14 protein-coding genes are annotated in these 15073 nt (G+C 71.4%); 8 read left to right on the forward strand and 6 right to left on the reverse strand.

Features of this window, described 5'->3' with window-relative positions:
* Positions 1-254: 254 nt before the first annotated feature.
* The gene (locus JYK18_RS43740; RefSeq protein ID WP_206810094.1) at positions 255-611 is read right to left on the reverse strand and encodes a DUF4429 domain-containing protein; all 357 of its coding nucleotides are present in this window, start codon (positions 609-611) and stop codon (positions 255-257) included.
* An 84-nt stretch (positions 612-695) separates the two neighbouring features.
* The gene (locus JYK18_RS43745) at positions 696-2222 is read right to left on the reverse strand and encodes a glycosyltransferase family 39 protein (RefSeq protein ID WP_206810095.1); all 1527 of its coding nucleotides are present in this window, start codon (positions 2220-2222) and stop codon (positions 696-698) included.
* A 137-nt stretch (positions 2223-2359) separates the two neighbouring features.
* On the opposite strand from JYK18_RS43745, the gene JYK18_RS43750 reads away from it, so the two are divergent.
* The 6 genes from JYK18_RS43750 to JYK18_RS43775 all read left to right on the forward strand — a co-directional run bounded on the left by JYK18_RS43750 (position 2360) and on the right by JYK18_RS43775 (position 8167).
* Positions 2360-3415: a hypothetical protein gene (locus JYK18_RS43750; protein WP_206810096.1), complete on the forward strand. Its 1056-nt coding sequence runs from the start codon at positions 2360-2362 to the stop codon at positions 3413-3415.
* Complete coding sequence (locus JYK18_RS43755; protein ID WP_206810097.1) at positions 3412-3777, forward strand: hypothetical protein; 366 nt, start codon at positions 3412-3414, stop codon at positions 3775-3777. The genes JYK18_RS43750 and JYK18_RS43755 overlap by 4 nt, the downstream gene beginning before the upstream one ends.
* A gap of 110 nt (positions 3778-3887) precedes the next feature.
* Positions 3888-4103, forward strand: coding sequence for a hypothetical protein (locus tag JYK18_RS43760; RefSeq protein WP_206810098.1), 216 nt, complete (start codon positions 3888-3890; stop codon positions 4101-4103).
* Complete coding sequence (locus JYK18_RS43765) at positions 4100-5623, forward strand: cation acetate symporter (protein ID WP_206810099.1); 1524 nt, start codon at positions 4100-4102, stop codon at positions 5621-5623. Before JYK18_RS43760 ends, JYK18_RS43765 begins: the two co-directional genes overlap by 4 nt.
* Positions 5620-7335, forward strand: coding sequence for a thiamine pyrophosphate-requiring protein (locus JYK18_RS43770; protein ID WP_206810100.1), 1716 nt, complete (start codon positions 5620-5622; stop codon positions 7333-7335). Before JYK18_RS43765 ends, JYK18_RS43770 begins: the two co-directional genes overlap by 4 nt.
* A gap of 49 nt (positions 7336-7384) precedes the next feature.
* The gene (locus tag JYK18_RS43775; RefSeq protein ID WP_206810101.1) at positions 7385-8167 is read left to right on the forward strand and encodes an IclR family transcriptional regulator; all 783 of its coding nucleotides are present in this window, start codon (positions 7385-7387) and stop codon (positions 8165-8167) included.
* Here JYK18_RS43775 and JYK18_RS43780 read toward each other — a convergent pair.
* Together JYK18_RS43780 and JYK18_RS48370 are read right to left on the reverse strand one after the other, a co-directional pair.
* Positions 8130-9587: a benzaldehyde dehydrogenase gene (locus JYK18_RS43780; protein WP_206810102.1), complete on the reverse strand. Its 1458-nt coding sequence runs from the start codon at positions 9585-9587 to the stop codon at positions 8130-8132. The two genes, JYK18_RS43775 and JYK18_RS43780, sit on opposite strands and share 38 nt — an antisense overlap.
* A 357-nt stretch (positions 9588-9944) precedes the next feature.
* Positions 9945-10850 (reverse strand): hypothetical protein, encoded by a 906-nt coding sequence (locus tag JYK18_RS48370; protein WP_374195131.1) that lies wholly within the window; start codon positions 10848-10850, stop codon positions 9945-9947.
* Between the two features lie 31 nt (positions 10851-10881).
* Between JYK18_RS48370 and JYK18_RS43790 the strand changes: the two genes are divergently transcribed.
* Entirely contained in the window at positions 10882-12573 is a 1692-nt protein-coding gene (locus JYK18_RS43790) for a hypothetical protein (RefSeq protein ID WP_206810104.1), read from the forward strand.
* A 375-nt stretch (positions 12574-12948) separates the two neighbouring features.
* Positions 12949-13893 (forward strand): glutathione S-transferase family protein, encoded by a 945-nt coding sequence (locus JYK18_RS43795; RefSeq protein WP_206810105.1) that lies wholly within the window; start codon positions 12949-12951, stop codon positions 13891-13893.
* Here the strand turns inward: JYK18_RS43795 and JYK18_RS43800 are convergent.
* Together JYK18_RS43800 and JYK18_RS43805 are read right to left on the reverse strand one after the other, a co-directional pair.
* Positions 13890-14375, reverse strand: a complete 486-nt coding sequence (locus JYK18_RS43800; protein ID WP_206810106.1) for a nucleotidyltransferase domain-containing protein — start codon at positions 14373-14375, stop codon at positions 13890-13892. The two genes, JYK18_RS43795 and JYK18_RS43800, sit on opposite strands and share 4 nt — an antisense overlap.
* A gap of 50 nt (positions 14376-14425) precedes the next feature.
* Positions 14426-14941: a lytic polysaccharide monooxygenase auxiliary activity family 9 protein gene (locus tag JYK18_RS43805; protein ID WP_206810107.1), complete on the reverse strand. Its 516-nt coding sequence runs from the start codon at positions 14939-14941 to the stop codon at positions 14426-14428.
* Positions 14942-15073: the final 132 nt, after the last annotated feature.

Raw genomic sequence — 15073 nt, forward strand, 5'->3', positions numbered from 1 at the left:
CGGGTCAGCCGGGTCAGCCGGGTCAGCCGGGTCAGCCGGGTCAGCCGGGTCAGCCGGGTCAGTCTAGCATCGGTCCGGCTCTGCCCGGGTCAGCCCGGCCTCGGTCCGGCTCAGTCCGGCATCGGTCCGGCTCAGCCCGGGTCAGCCGGGTCAGCCGGGTCAGTCTGGCATCGGTCCGGCTCTGCCCGGGTCAGCCCGGCCTCGGTCCGGCTCAGTCCGGGGCGGTCCGGCTCAGTCGGTCCAGCTCGGCCGGGTCAGGCCGTTCTCGCCGTTCGCGAGATCAGCCGGCTCGCCTGCCGGATGGCCTCGACCAGCTCGGCGACCGCCTCGGACTGGCCGGTGGAGTAGCGGAAGGAGTACGGGCCGAGCTTGTCGGCGAACATGGGCACGTTCCGGACGATCTCGGTGGAGCCGCCCTCGACGCTGAAGTCCACCCGGCCCGGCCGCCACGTCGTGGACGGCTGGTGGCTGATCCCGCTGATCTTGCCCACCGGGAACCGGGTGTGCTGGTCGCCGGGGAAGTTCCAGGAATCCTTGATCGCGATGCTGATCGTCACGGTGCGCCCGTCGAACTGGAGCGAGCGGCGCCGGCTTTCCACCTGTGCGTGCACGAGAAGCCCCTCCTCGTCCCGGAAAGCACCGAGCCTAAGGCCGCGACCAGGGAAGTCAAGGCACGGTGACCTACCATTCCGGTGTCAGGTAAGGAAAAACCGCCAGCGTTCCTGACGGTCGTGGTGCATCGGCGTCAGGCTTCGTAGTGCTGGAACCCCAGCCACAGCTCCGCCCACGGCTTGACCGGGTCCCGGCAGATCCAGAGTGGAGTGCCCTGCTCCTCGTTCTCCACGCCCACGCCGTTGTCGATGGTGCCCGCGCGGGCCACCGAACCGAACCTCGCTTCGAGGGCGCGGCCGTCGCCGAAACCGACGGCGAGAACGGGCGCGGAGTCGGCGGGCGGCCCCCAGAGCCAGTAGTTGTTGTGGCCGCTGACCGGTTGCCCCAGGCCGTACGGCCCGCCGAGCAGTTCGATCGCGCCCGCCTGGCCGTAGTTCGACGTCAACACCACCGCACCGGGCGCCGTCGTGTCGCGGACCGCGGCGACCTGCTGGACGAACGCGGGCCAGCCGATGGTCTCCGCGAGCACCGGGTTGAGGTCGGTGATCGGCAGGTCCCGGTGCGCGGACACGGGCAGGACCGGCAGCGCCATCGGCACCGCGACCAGCCCCGCCACGCCGACCGCGACCGGCACCAGCGCCCGCCGCCGGGACCAGCGCTCCGCGGCCACCCCGCCCGCCGCGAACAAGGACCACGTACATCGGCGCCAGGTAGTAGTACTTCCCGCCGACGCCCATCAGCAGCACCAGCAGCACCACGGACAACCAGCCGAACAGCCGGAACTCCACGGTGCGGAACAACCACCACAGCCCGGCGACCCACACCGGCGCGAGCAGCGGGTTCATCGTCACGACCTGCATCGGCAGGAACAACGCCGCGCCCGCCAGGCCGCCCTCGTCCGCACGGATGGACGCCGAGACCGCGAGCATCGGCCAGTCGTGCGCGGCCTGCCACACCAGCACCGGCGCCGCGATCGCCAGTGCGAGCAGCGCCCCGAGCCACGGCCACGGCGTCGCCGCGTGCCGCCGCTGCGCCGGGGTCAGCAGCAGCGCGACCGGCAGCGCGAGGCCGAGCAGCGCCAGCGTCTGCTTGTTCTGGAAACCGAGCCCGGCGACCAGGCCGAAACCCAGCCACCAGCGCGGGTCCGCGCCCCGCACCAGCCGCAGCAGGAGCCAGAGGCAGCCCGCCCAGGCGAGCTGGTCGAAGGCGCTGGGGCCGAAGAGGTGGAACATCGACAGCGACACCGTGGCCGTGCCCATCGCCAGCCCGGCGATCACCTGCGCCCGCCTGCCCCCGCCGAGGTCGCGCGCGATGAGCGTGGTGAGCAGCACGACGGCCGCCCCGGCGAGCGCGGGCCACAACCGCAGCCCGAGCAGGGAATCGCCGAACAGCGTGGTGGACAGGCGGCCCAGCAGCGGGGTGAACGGCGGCTCGCTGGCGAACGCCCAGTCGAGCCGTTTCGACTCGGCCAGGAAGTAGAACTCGTCGCGGTGGTAGCCGTACGCCGTGGCGCAGACGGCGTGCAGCACCACCGTCCCGGCGGCGATGAGCAGCGCGGGACCGCGCGCGTGTCCGGTCGGTGCGCCGCTCACCCCCGTCGTGCGGTTCATCGAGATCCCCCACGGTCGTCGACCTGCTGACCGTACTGGCCGGAATGCCCGCTCACCAGTGGGTAATTCGGCCGTCTGGCGGGCCTCGCGCGCGAGGAAGGCTTCCGGTGGGGTAATCGCGGACGAGGAGGCCGAAGATGACAGGTGCGTTCCGGGTGGAGCCGGACGCCGCGAGATCGGTGGTCCGGTCGATGGAGGACCTGAACTCCACGGCGGCGACCTCGGCCCGCGAGGTCGGTGCGCTGGCCATCGACATCGCCTCGTTCGCCGGCATCGGCAGCGCGGTGGGCAGCGCCAACGCCTCACTGCAGCAGCAGCTCACCGGCGCGCTCGGCCGGTTCGTCGAGCTGATCGGCCAGATCAGCGAGTACGTCCGCCTCTCGGCCGACGGCTACACCGCCGCCGACCAGGACACCGCCCGCGGCTACGGCGGCGGCACCGGGCACGGCGGCACCCAGGGCGGCAGCGGCACCACGCTGCCGGGACCGGGCCCGCAGCCCGCCACCGACCCGGGCGCCGGGGCCCACGCCTCGCAGCAGCCCTCGCTGGCGGACCAGGCCACCTGGCAGGCCGCCTACGCCGGCGCGGACGTGGCCGACGGCATCGGCTGGACCAACGCCAGCAGCCACCTCAAGCACTTCCTCGACAACAGCGGCACCCCGGTCACCGTGGACGCCGACCAGATCGCCCGCGACGTGCCCTCGTTCCGCGGCGTGGTGGACCGCACGGTCACCGAGCAGATGCGCCAGCTCGCCGCCGACGCCGCGCGCACCGGCAACTACGGCACCCCGGTCACCTTCGACTCCGGCTGGCACGGCCACTACCTCGGCCCGGCCGAGAGCAAGAACTGGTACTACGCGATGGGCGGGGTGCAGTACTCGGTCAGCGGGGTGGCGACCGTGCACCCGCCCGCGGTGCCCGGCGGCGCCCCGACGATCGAGATGGACTACCGCGCGCACGTGTTCGACCGCTACAACTGGGACGGCGGCAAGTCCACCCAGATCGGCCCGATGACGGTCACCGACGCGTCACTGGCCGAACTGCACCGGTCCGGGCTGGCGCAGGAGTACAACATCTCCGGCTCCACCGACCCGCGGCACTACTCGGGCACGGTGCCGGGCGCGGGAACGCAGGTGGTGCTGCCGCAGAGCCCCGACAACCGTGACGGCACCCGATTGGACCTCCGCCGATGAGCACCCCCGCCGTGACCGCGCTGGACTTCGGCGGCATCGTGCTGCCGCCGGGCGCCGAGGTGCTCGGTGTGCTCGACGAGCGCGGCATCGACCAGCTCTACGCCGTCGCCGTCGCGGTGGAACCGGACACAGTGGACAGTTTGCTGGCCGGATCCGGCTTCACCAGAGAACTCGAGCCGGGCAGGCAGGTGTTCCTCCCGCCGGTGCCCGGCTTCGACCCGGACCGCGGCACGGACATCGCCTCGGCGCAGGACGCGCTGCCCGCCGGCCGGGCCCGCCCGGCGAAGGTGACCAGGGAGGTGCTGGTCGACCGCGGTGACCCGGACCGGCCCGTGGTGCACCTCTGGTTGTTCACCACCTGAATTCCCGATTCCGGGGAACGGAACGCGGTGGTTGCCGCGGCCGTGCCCGCGGCGTGATTATCGGCCGGTCTTCGAGAGAAGGGTGGCCCGTGCGGAATACCGAATTGGCGGTGCGCAAAAGAATCGCGCTCGCCGGGGGGCTGAGCGCGCTCGCGGTGTTTCTCGCGGTGCCCGTGCTGACCACCTTCACCCCGATTTTCGACGGCTGGGTCGGCCCGATCGGGGCCGGATATGTGGCCGGTGCCTTCGCCATCGTGTTCCCGCTCGGCGCCGCGTTCGCCTACGGCCGGTGGGCCGACCGCTTCGAGCGCGGGGACGATTCATGAACGTGCTCGCGGTGCTGGTGGTCGCCGCGATCGTCGCGGTCACCCTCGGCCTGACCAGTTACGCGGCGCGGCGCAACAAGAGCACCGACGACCACTACATCGCCGGCGGCCGGGTCAGCGGCTGGCAGAACGGCCTGGCGCTGGCCGGTGACCAGCTCTCCGCGGCGTCGTTCCTCGGCATCACCGGCGCCGTCGCGCTGACCGGGTTCAACGGTTTCTACCTCGCGCTCGGCATCCCGATCGCCTACCTGCTGGTACTGCTGGTGATCGCCGAACCGCTGCGCAACCTGGGCCGGTTCACCCTGGCCGACGCGGTCGCCGCGCGGTTCGACGGGCGCCTGCTGCGCGCGGTGCTCGCGGTGGCGTCGCTGATCCTGAGCACCGTCTACATGGTGATCCAGTTCGTCGGCGCCGGGGTGCTCGCGCAACTGCTGCTCGGCGTGGAGTTCCCGCTCGCGGTGGTGGTGATCGGGCTGCTGATGACGCTCTACACCATGCTCGGCGGCATGGTCGGCACCACCTACATCCAGGTGTTCAAGGCGATCCTGCTGATCGTCACCGTGCTCGGCCTGCTGGTGCTGATCGCCGCGCGCACCGGCGGGAACCCGCTCGGCGCGATGATCGAGGCCCGCGCGAACCACGGCGACGACATCATCCTGCCGTCGCACGACAGCACCGCGACCGGGCTGAACAACATTTCCATGAGCCTCGGCATGGCGTTGGGCATCATGGGCCTGCCGCACGTGATGGTGCGATTCCTGACCGTGCGCGACGCGAAGGCCGCCCGCAATTCCGCGCAGGTGGCGATGTGGATATTCGCGTTGTTCTTCCTGGCCCTGCCGGTGTTCGGTTATGCCGCGCTGAACGAGGTCGGCCGGGACCGCATCATCGCCGACAACAAGGCGGGCAATCTCGCCGCGCCGAGGCTGGCGGAAATGGTCGGCGGGAATCTGATGTTCGCCATCGTGGTGGGCGTGGTGATGGCGACCATTCTCGCCGTGCTCGCCGGGCTGGCCATCGCCTCTTCCGGCGCGGTCGCGCACGACCTCTACAGCACGGTGCTCAAACGCGGGCAGGCCACGCCTCGGCAGCAGTTGCTGGTCGGCAGGCTGGCCGGGCTCGCGGTGTCGGTGGTGGCCATCGTGCTCGCGCTGGGCGCCCGCACGATGAACGTGGCGTTCCTCGGCAACGTGGCGTTCGCGATCGCGGCGAGCACCACGATGCCCGTGCTGCTGCTGACGATCTACTGGCGCGGGTTCAACCGCGTCGGCGCCACCTGCGGGCTGCTCGGCGGCCTGGTCGTCTCGGTCGGGCTGGTCCTGGTCGGGCCGGACGTGATGGGCGCGGACCACCTGTTCCCGTTGTCCATCCCGGCACTGGTCTCGGTGCCGGCCGGTTTCCTCGCCGCCTGGCTGGGAAGCCTCGCCGGACGCGGGAACGCGGCCGCGCGGGGCACGCCGTACGACGAACTCGCCGCGCGTGCGTTCCCCGGCCGCCGACGGACGGAGGTGACCGCATGACCCACACCACCAGCCGGGCCTTCCTGGAAGCCCTGCGCGAAGGGGGAGTGGAGTACGTCTTCGCGAACCTCGGCAGTGACCACCCCGGCATCGTCGAGGCCTACGCGCGGGCCAGGGCGGAAGGGCGGGCGGACACCCTGCCCGAACTGATCATCTGTCCACATGAGAGCGTCGCGTTCTCCGCCGCGCAGGGCTACGCGCAGGTCACCGGGCGGGCGCAGGCGGTGCTGGTGCACGTGGACTGCGGCACCCAGAACATCGGCGGCATGCTGCACAACGCGGCGAAGGGCCGGGTGCCGGTGCTCGTGTTCGCCGGGGCGTCGCCGTTCACCCAGGAGGGCGAGCTGCTCGGCAGCCGCAACGAGTTCATCCAGTGGATCCAGGACGTGCACGACCAGCGCGGCATCGTCCGCGGGTACACCAAGTACGACAACGAGATCCGCACCGGGCACAACGTCAAGACGCTGGTGGGCCGGGCGTTGCAGATCGCGCACAGCGATCCCGGCGGGCCGGTGTACCTGGTCGGCGCGCGTGAGGTGATGGAGGCCGAGGTGCCGCGCCAAGACCCGCCGCACACCGTGCCGATCGCACCCGCCGCGCTGGCCCCGCAGGTCGTCGACCGGCTCGCGGAAGCGTTGGCGCACGCGGAAAACCCGATCGTGGTCACCTCCTACCTCGGCCGTGACCCCGGTGCCGTGCCGGTGCTGGTGGACCTGTGCGAGCGGCTGGCGATGCCGGTGCTCGAATCGGTGCCGATGCGGGTGAACTTCCCCGCCGGGCACCCGCTGCACCTCGGTTTCCAGTGGAACACCACCGAACCCGACCCGGTGCTCGCCGAAGCCGACGTGGTGCTCGTGCTCGGCAGTGACGTGCCGTGGATCCCGGTCAGCAACCGGCCGCGCGAGGATGCCCGCATCTTCGTGGTCGACGTCGACCCGCTCAAGGAGCAGATGCCGTTGTGGCACGTGCCCGCGGAATGCTTCGCCCGCGCCGATCCGCGCACGGCGCTGGTCCAGTTGGTGGACCGCGTTCCGCGTCGTCCCGACGACGGGCGCCTGGCGCGCGTCACCGCCGAGCACCGGCGTCGCACCGAGGAGTACGCGGCGATGGAAGTCCCGGACGGCGACACGATCACGCCCGAGTACCTGCTGGCGTGCCTGCGTGACGCCATCGACGAGGACGCGCTGGTGCTGACCGAGGCGATCTCCAGCTACCAGGCCGTCGGCAGGCACCTGCGCCGCAACCGGCCCGGTTCGCTGATCGGCTCGGGCGGCGGTTCGCTCGGCTGGCACGGGGGCGCGGCGATCGGCGCGAAACTGGCCGAACCGGACCGCCTGGTCGTCTCGGTCGTCGGCGACGGCAGTTACCTGTTCGGCGTGCCGTCGTCGGCGCAGTGGGTGGCGCGGCGGTACGGCACGCCGACGCTGACCGTGGTGCTGGACAACCGGGGCTGGAAGTCGCCGAAGCTGTCCACGCTCGGCGTGCACCCCGAGGGCACGGCGGCCGAGCGCGACGACTTCAACGTCAGCTTCGAACCGGAGGCCGACCTGCCCGGCATCGCCACCGCCGCCGGTGGCGCGTGGGGCCGCACGGTCCGGCAGCCGGACGAGCTGAAGGAGGCGCTGGCCGAGGCACTGGCGGCGGTGGCGGACGGCCGGTCGGCGGTGCTGAGCGTGCATCTGCCGCCGGTCCAGCTCCCGTCGTCCCAATGAGTGGGACGACCCCTTGCCCGCAAGAGGTGCACCGAGCAACATCACCCGGATGAGCGGTGAATCCGCACCGGCACCGAAGTCGGTGCTGGCGCGAGGCCTGTCCCTGCTCGACGCGTTCACCCCCGGCGAGCCGGAGCTGAGCCTGGGTGAGCTCGCCGCTCGCAGCGGCCTGCCCAAACCGACCGCGCACCGGCTGCTCGGCGAGCTGGTCGACTGGGGCGCGCTGGAGCGGACCGGGCACGGCGGCTACCGGCTCGCCGCGAAGTTGTTCCGCCTCGGCCAGATGGTGCCGCGCTACCGGATGCTGCGCGAGGCGGCGCTGCCGTTCCTCGAGGGACTCCAGCGGTCGAGCCGGGAGAACGTGCACCTCGCCGTGCCGGACGACCTGTGCACGCTGTTCGTGGAGAAGCTCAGCGGCAGCGAGTCGATGGTCATCCGGTCCAGGGTGGGCGGCCGGATGCCCGCGCACTGCACCGCCACCGGCAAGGTCTTCCTCGCCTGGGGCGGCCGCGACCGGTTCCGCCGCGCGGTCGACGCCGGGCTCGCGCGGCTGACCCCGCGCACCATCGTGCTGCCCGGCCTGCTGCACAAGGATCTGGAGCGCACCAGGGAACGCGGGCTCGGCATCAACCTGGAGGAGGCCGAGCCGGGGGTCACCGCGGTGGCCGCGCCGGTGCTCGGCGCGCACGGTGAGGTGGTGGCCGCGGTCTCGATCACCGGGCACACCCGGCGGCTCGACCTGGACCGGTGCGGAACCGCGGTCCAGGCCGCCGCGGGCGCGGTTTCGGCCGCGCTCAGAAGGGATACCCCGCCACGTCCCCGCGCAGGGTGACCCAGCGGGTTTCGGTGAACGCCTCGATGTTCGCCGCCGCGCCGCCGAAGCGGGAGCCGGTGCCGGAGGCGAGCACGCCGCCGAACGGGGCGTGGGCCTCGTCGTTGACCGTCTGGTCGTTGATGTGCGCGATGCCGGTCGGGATGCGGTCGGCCAGCGCCAGTCCCTTCGCCACGTCCGGGGTGACGATGCCGAGGGAGAGCCCGTACTCGCTGTCGGTGGCGAGCGCGACGGCCTCGTCGTCGCTGCCGAACCGGGTGACCGGCGCGACCGGGCCGAACACCTCCTGCGCGTAGGCGGGCACCCGCGGCCCGGCGTCGGCGAGCACCGTCGGCCGGTAGAACAGGTCCTGGTAGGTGCCACCGGCGGCCAGCCGCGCGCCACTGTCCACACTGGAGGTGACCAGGTGGTGGATCTTGTCGCGCTGGGCGCCGTCGATGATCGGGCCGAGCGCGACCTGCTCGGTGGCCGGGTTGCCGACCGGGAGGCCGTCGGCCTTCTCGGCCAGGCGCGCCACGTACTCGTCGTAGATCGACTCGTGCACCAGGTGGCGGCCGGTGGTCATGCAGATCTGGCCCTGGTGGAAGAACGAGCCCCAGGCTGCGGCGCTGAGGCACTGGTCGAGGTCGGCGTCGCCGAGCACCAGCAGCGCGGAGTTGCCGCCGAGTTCGAGGTGGGCGCGCTTGAGGTGGCGGCCGGCCAGTTCGCCGACCGCGCGGCCGGCGGCGGTGGAGCCGGTGAACGAGATGACGCGGACGTGCGGGTCCTCGACCAGTGCCGCGCCGGCCGTGGCGTCACCGGGCAGGACGTGCAGCACGCCGGCGGGCAGCCCGGCCGCTTCGAACACCGCGGCGAGCGCGAAGCCACCGCAGACGGCGGTGCGCGGGTCGGGTTTGAGCACCACGGCGTTGCCGAGGGCCAGCGCGGGGGCGACCGAGCGGATGGACAGGATCAGCGGCGCGTTGAAGGGGGCGATCACGCCGACGACGCCCGCGGGGACGCGGCGGACCATGCTCGTCCGCGGTGCTTCGCTGGGGAGTAGTTCGCCGAGGGGGCAGGAGGGGAGGGTCGCCGCTTCGTAGCATTCCTGGGCCGCGACGTGGAGTTCGAAGTCGGCCTTGCCGGGGATGCTGCCCGCCTCGCGGACGAGCCAGTCGCGGAGCTCGTCGGCGTGGTCCTCCCAGAGCTGCCCGGCGCGGCGCAGCACGGCGGCGCGCTCCTGGAAGGGGCGGGCGGCCCAGTCGCGTTGCGCGCGGGCGGCCCGCTCGGCGGACCGGGCGATGGCCGCCGGGTCCGCGAGGCCGTGCCTGCCGAGTTCGGCGCCGGTCGCCGGTTCGGTCACCGGGGCGTCGGCGCCGGTGGACTCCCAGTCGCCGGTGAAGACCCGGCCTTGCCACTGTGCTTCGTCGAGTAGTGCCACGGCGACATGATCCGCCCTCCGGGGGCCGGTGGGGAGGTGCGCCTTCCGGTGGCCGGAACGCGCTGTTCGCCTGTCCCGGTCTGTCCCGGACACGGTTTTCCCTGGTCTGGGGCGTGGGTGTGCTGGTTCGTTGTGGGCCGGACTCGCTGATCGAGGAAGGAAAACGATGCCACGACGTCAGATGACGAGGCTGCGGCGGCGCCGGCTGCCGAAGATCTGGATCTGGGCGGGTTTCGCCGGCGGGCTGAGCGTGGGCGCGGTGGGGGCGGCCGCGATCACCGCGCTGGCCGAGGACGAGCGGCCGCTCGCCAGCGCGGAGTTCAGGGCCCTGCTGGACGACTACCTGGCGGAGGAGGGTTACCTGCCGGGGGCTTCGGCGGAGGCGGGGTCTCCTGAGTTGGAGGTCCCCGTGCCGGATCCGTCGCTGTCCTTGCCGCCGGAGCTGTTGCCTTCGCCGGATCCGGCGCTGTCTTTGCCGCTGTCGCCGGATCCGCACCCGGTGCCCGTGCCGGTGCCGCCGGATCGGATCGCTCCGGTGCGGGACTGGGAGCTCCCGCTGTCCCTGCCGAGCGACCCGCTCGTGTCCCTGACGGAGCCGGTCGGGAACCTCGCTGCCCCGGTCGTGGCCGCTCTCGCCGAACCGGCGGCCACCCTGGCCGAGCCAGTAACTGCCTTGGCCGACCCGGTCGCGGCGCTCGCGGACCCGGTGACCGCCCTGGCCGAGCCGGTGACCGCCCTGGCCGAGCCGGTGACCGCCCTGGCCGAGCCGGTGACCACGCTGGCCGAGCCGGTCTCGGCACTGGCCGAGCCGGTCGCGGCGGCAGCCGAGCCCGCTCCTGCCGAGGCGGCGACCGTCCTGCAAGCGCCGATGACCACCGAGTCGGGCGCGCTCCTGGCCGAGCCGATGGCCATCGAATCGGCGCCGCAGGTCGAGACGGCCGCCTTCCAGGAGGTGATGTCGGCACCGGAGCCCCAGATCGCCGAAGCGAGCCCGGCGCTGGTCGAGAGCTTCGAGATCGCCGAAGCCGCCCCCGTGCTGGCCGAGGAGCCGAAGCCCGAGCCCGAAGCCAAGGCCGACCCCAAGCCGGAGCCGAAAGCCGACCCGGAGCCGAAGGCCGCAATCGAGCCGAAGCCCGAGCCGAAGCCCGAGCCGAAGGCCGAGCCCAAGCCGGAGCCGAAGGCCGCGACCGAGCCCGAGCCGGAAGTCGAGGCCGACATCGCCGCGGAGCCGACCATTCTGATCGACAGCGAGCCCGGCCTCATCGAGGGCTCTTCATCGGGGGAGATCAGCTAGATGAGCGACCAAGCCAAGCTCGACGAAGCCCGCGGCCGCCTGCGCCGCTTGGGGTTCCAGGCGCCGGTGCTGGTGGCGGCCGCCGCGGTGGCCTTGGGTGGGGTGTCCACGGCAAACCCCGGCGTCGCCGCCGCGGCGCCGCCGAGTGCGACCTCCGGGGCCGACGACGACCGCAGCATCCGCCAGAAGCTGAACGAGCTGCGCAAGCTGGCGCAGAAGGGGTCGATCTCCTCGGGGGTCCGCGCCAGCCAACTGCTCGACGCGGTCACCAAGTACTTCCCGGGCTGCGTCGGCAAGTGCCTGGCCGAGAAGATCGCCGCCTCGGGCTCGCTCCCGACCAGCATCCCGGCCCAGCTGAAGCTCGCCGCCGAATGCGTTTCCGAGTGCTACCTCAAGCGCAAGCTCAAGACCCCGGACCAGGCCTACGAGGACCTGGTCAAGGCCAAGGCCGAAGAGAAACGCGCCCGGAAGGACCTCCGGAAGGCCAGGGAATCCGGCGTGGACACCGCCGAATACGAGAAGAAGTACAAGAAAACCCAAACGGCGACGGAAAAGGCGGAGAAGGAACACGTCCGCGCCGTCGACCGGCACACGGTGGCCAAGCGGGTCAGCGAGTACATCACCGAGCAGGACGAGGCGAAGAAGCGCGCCAAGAACGGCGACGACGGCGACGACACGCCCCAGGCGGTCAAACCGACCAAACCGCCGAAGGGCGGGCCGAGCACCACCGGCAAGACGCCGGGCACCAGCGCGGTCACCCCGAAGCTCAACACCCGGATCGGCCGGGGCGGTGGCGGGGCCGCGGCGCTGGCGGTCCTCGGTGAGCTGGCCGGGCAGAAGTACCAGGACTACCTGAGCGCGGAACACCAGAAGGTGCTGGCGAAGGCGGTCGAGGATCCGAAGCTGCGCAAGAGCATCGTCGACTACTACAACGGCTACACGAAGGACAATCCGTTCGGGCAGCTCATCCGGCCGTTCCAGAAGACCGGGTTCAGCCACGGTGCCGCGATGGACACCGCGCCGTCGCTGATCGAGTTCCAGAAGAAGCTGGACGCCCAGCTCAAGCTGGCGAAGGACCGGGCGGCCAGGTCCAACGCCGATCCCGCGTACCAGCAGGCGTACAAGCAGTGCAACGGGGAGAACACTTGCACGACCGACCGGACCCGCGTCTTGCGCGCGGAGGCGAAGCGGGCCCGGAACCGCGACGCGCAGATCGCGGACAAGAAGGCCGAGTCGAGGCCGGTGGTGAAGTCGGAGCGGCAGCGTCACATCGCGAAGCAGGAGGAGTTGGACAGGCGGGATCGTGAGCAGTTCGGGAAGAACGGTGATAAGGCGGTGAAGAAGGTTCAGACCGAGCGCCAGCGCCACATCGCCAAGCAGGAGGAGTTGGACAGGCGGGATCGCGAGCAGTTCGGGAAGAACGGTGACAAGGCGGTGAAGAAGGTTCAGACCGAGCGCCAGCGCCACATCGCCAAGCAGGAGCAGCTCGACAAGCGGGACCGCGAGCAACTAGGCACGAAGGGGCCCAAGGCGACCCCGACGCCCAAGCCGGTCGCCTCGCCGACGGCCTCACCGACGCCCAAGGTGACCACGATGCCGACCCCGACGCCCACCGGCAAGGCCGAAAAGAAAAAGAAGAACAACAACCCCCAGTACCAAGCCGCGCTGAAGAAGCAGAGCGCGGCGGCCTGACGGGAAGTGGCTGGGCCGGCAGGCCGGCCCAGCCACCGCGGATCAGCCGGGAATCGAGTAGGCGAAGAGGTACCAGCCGTCCGACTGGGTGTACTGGCACCGGGTTCGCACGTCGCTGCTGGCCCAGTTGTCTGCCGCCACCAGGCATTCGCCCTCGGTGGGGTAGCTGCCGATGAAAACCCAGTCGACAGCGGACGCGGTGCCGGCGGCACCGCCGAACAGGATGGCCGCCGAAGCGGTGAGAACGGCGAATCGCCCCGATCCCGCAAGATCATCACGCGGTCGGCGCCCACCTCACCGGGGATTCACCTGTGCGTGAAGGCCGTCCATTGTGGATCCCGGGCCGAACCGCCGTCGTGGTACTAGGCTGGGCACATGGCGGAGGAGTTCAAGCGGGCCCCCAACCACTTCCGCGGCCGCGCGCTGGCCGACGGCTCGTCGCCCTGGCCGGTGGAGGCCGGGCGGTACCGGCTGGTCGCGAGCCGCGCGTGCCCGTGGGCCAGCCGCGCGATCATCGTGCGGCGGCTGCTCGGACTGGAGGACGCGATCTCGCTGGCCGTGGTCGACCCCATCCAGGACGAGCGCAGCTGGCGCTTCACCCTCGACCCCGGCGACCGCGACCCGGTGCTCGGCATCCGCTTCCTGTCCGAGGCCTACCACGCCGCCGAGCCCGACTACGACGGCGGCGTCAGCGTGCCCGCACTGGTCGACGTGCCCAGCGGCAAGCTGGTCTCCAACGACTACCCGCAGATCACCCTCGACTTCTCCACCGAGTGGACCGCCCACCACCGCGAGGGCGCGCCCGAGCTGTACCCCGAGAAGCTGCGCGACGAGATCGACGCGGTCAACGACGTCGTCTTCCGCGACATCAACAACGGCGTCTACGCGATCGGCTTCACCCGCGACCAGGCCGCCTACGACCGCCGGTTCAACCGGCTCTTCGACCGCCTCGACGAACTCTCCCAGCGCCTGGAAAGCCGCCGCTACCTGGTCGGCGACACGATCACCGAGGCCGACGTCCGGCTGTTCTGCACCCTGGTCCGCTTCGACGCGGTCTACCACGGGCACTTCAAGTGCAACCTGCTCAAGCTCACCGAGATGCCGGTGCTGTGGGCCTACACGCGCGACCTGTTCCAGACCCCCGGCTTCGGCGACACCGTCGACTTCGACCACATCAAGCGGCACTACTACGTCGTGCACGACAACATCAATCCTAGCGGGATCGTGCCCGCCGGGCCGGACCTGTCCGGCTGGACCACCCCGCACGGCCGCGAGGCGCTGGGCGGACGCCCGTTCGGGGACGGCACGCCGCCGAGCTAGAACGCCGTGGTGACACCGAATTCGGCCCGCAGCTGGGCCATGTCGTGCAGGTCGCGCTCCCGCGGCTGGTAACCTTGGTGGAACCGCACTTGCTGCTCGACCGAAAGGCACGGCACCTCGACGCCCTCGATCCGGCCGGTCACGAAGCAGTCGGCGGGGTAGTCGAACGTGGCGCCGTCGTTGTCGGCGGACTGGACGGCCGAGCCGTCCGCGGCGAACCGGACGGGGTGCATGTCCAGCTCGGCCGGGCCGTGGAGCACGAAGCGCACCGGCCGCAGGTCCAGGGTTTCGGTGAAGCCCTCCTCGGCCAGCAGGGCCAATCCGGCGGGCTCGCGGGCCTGGTCGTGGATCAGGTCGAGGTCGGCGTGCGGCCGCGTCTGCCTGCCGACCAGCGCGTCGATGCCCCAGCCGCCGGCGATCCACACCGGCACGCCCGCGCGCTCGAACCGCCGGATCAGGTGCAGTACGAGCCGGGCGTCCACGATCGGCGAGTCTAGCGGGGGCGGCCCGGTCGGGACCGCCCCCGCCGGGCTCAGCTGACCTGCAGGTCGATGCAGGCGTAGAAGGCGTTCGTGGTGTCGGCGACGTTCCAGATGGCCAGCACCGTCTGGCGGCCGCTGTTCGGCATGTTCACCTGGTGGGTGACCGTGGCGGGCGGCTGCTGGCCACCGCCGTCGATGTCGGCGATCTTCTGCCCGCCCACGTAGTACTCGTAGTTCGAGGTCTTGTGCCGCGCGGTGAACGTCCAGGTGAAGTCCACCGTCCGGCCGACCTGCGCGGCCTGCCACGGCTTGCTGTTGTCGTTGAGCTCGGCGAACTGCGGCACGCCGCCGTTGCACTCGCGCAGGCCCTTGGGGCCCTCGACGCTCTGCGGTTCGTACTTGATCGCACCGCACTCGACCACACCCTGCGCGCACTGCGCCTGGCGGCTGGCGGGGGCGTTCACGTAACCGTGGGCGCTGGCCGTACCGGCCGGGATGGCGACCAGCGCGATCGGTGCGACGGCGGCACCCAGCGCGGCGGCGAGCAGTTTCCTCTTGGCGGTCATCTCAGCTCCTTAAGGGAACCGTTGGTGGGGAAGGGATCTGGCCTTGCTGAAGCGGGTTTCCGCTTGCCAATGTGGTCTAGACCATACGCCCGGTGGTTGGCATGGTCAAGAGATGTCAAAATCTTGTCCGGG

The organism is Amycolatopsis sp. 195334CR (genome assembly GCF_017309385.1).
Classification (GTDB): Bacteria; Actinomycetota; Actinomycetes; order Mycobacteriales; family Pseudonocardiaceae; genus Amycolatopsis.

Bases quoted from the DNA above. Each gene is read 5' to 3' on its own strand.
- JYK18_RS43775 (WP_206810101.1), top strand. From the start codon at position 7,385: ATGAGCGGTGAATCCGCACCGGCACCGAAGTCGGTGCTGGCGCGAGGC.
- JYK18_RS43795 (WP_206810105.1), top strand. From the start codon at position 12,949: ATGGCGGAGGAGTTCAAGCGGGCCCCCAACCACTTCCGCGGCCGCGCG.
- JYK18_RS43765 (WP_206810099.1), top strand. From the start codon at position 4,100: ATGAACGTGCTCGCGGTGCTGGTGGTCGCCGCGATCGTCGCGGTCACC.
- JYK18_RS43745 (WP_206810095.1), bottom strand. From the start codon at position 2,222: ATGAACCGCACGACGGGGGTGAGCGGCGCACCGACCGGACACGCGCGC.
- JYK18_RS43755 (WP_206810097.1), top strand. From the start codon at position 3,412: ATGAGCACCCCCGCCGTGACCGCGCTGGACTTCGGCGGCATCGTGCTG.
- JYK18_RS43805 (WP_206810107.1), bottom strand. From the start codon at position 14,941: ATGACCGCCAAGAGGAAACTGCTCGCCGCCGCGCTGGGTGCCGCCGTC.
- JYK18_RS43750 (WP_206810096.1), top strand. From the start codon at position 2,360: ATGACAGGTGCGTTCCGGGTGGAGCCGGACGCCGCGAGATCGGTGGTC.
- JYK18_RS48370 (WP_374195131.1), bottom strand. From the start codon at position 10,850: ATGAGGCCGGGCTCGCTGTCGATCAGAATGGTCGGCTCCGCGGCGATG.
- JYK18_RS43770 (WP_206810100.1), top strand. From the start codon at position 5,620: ATGACCCACACCACCAGCCGGGCCTTCCTGGAAGCCCTGCGCGAAGGG.
- JYK18_RS43790 (WP_206810104.1), top strand. From the start codon at position 10,882: ATGAGCGACCAAGCCAAGCTCGACGAAGCCCGCGGCCGCCTGCGCCGC.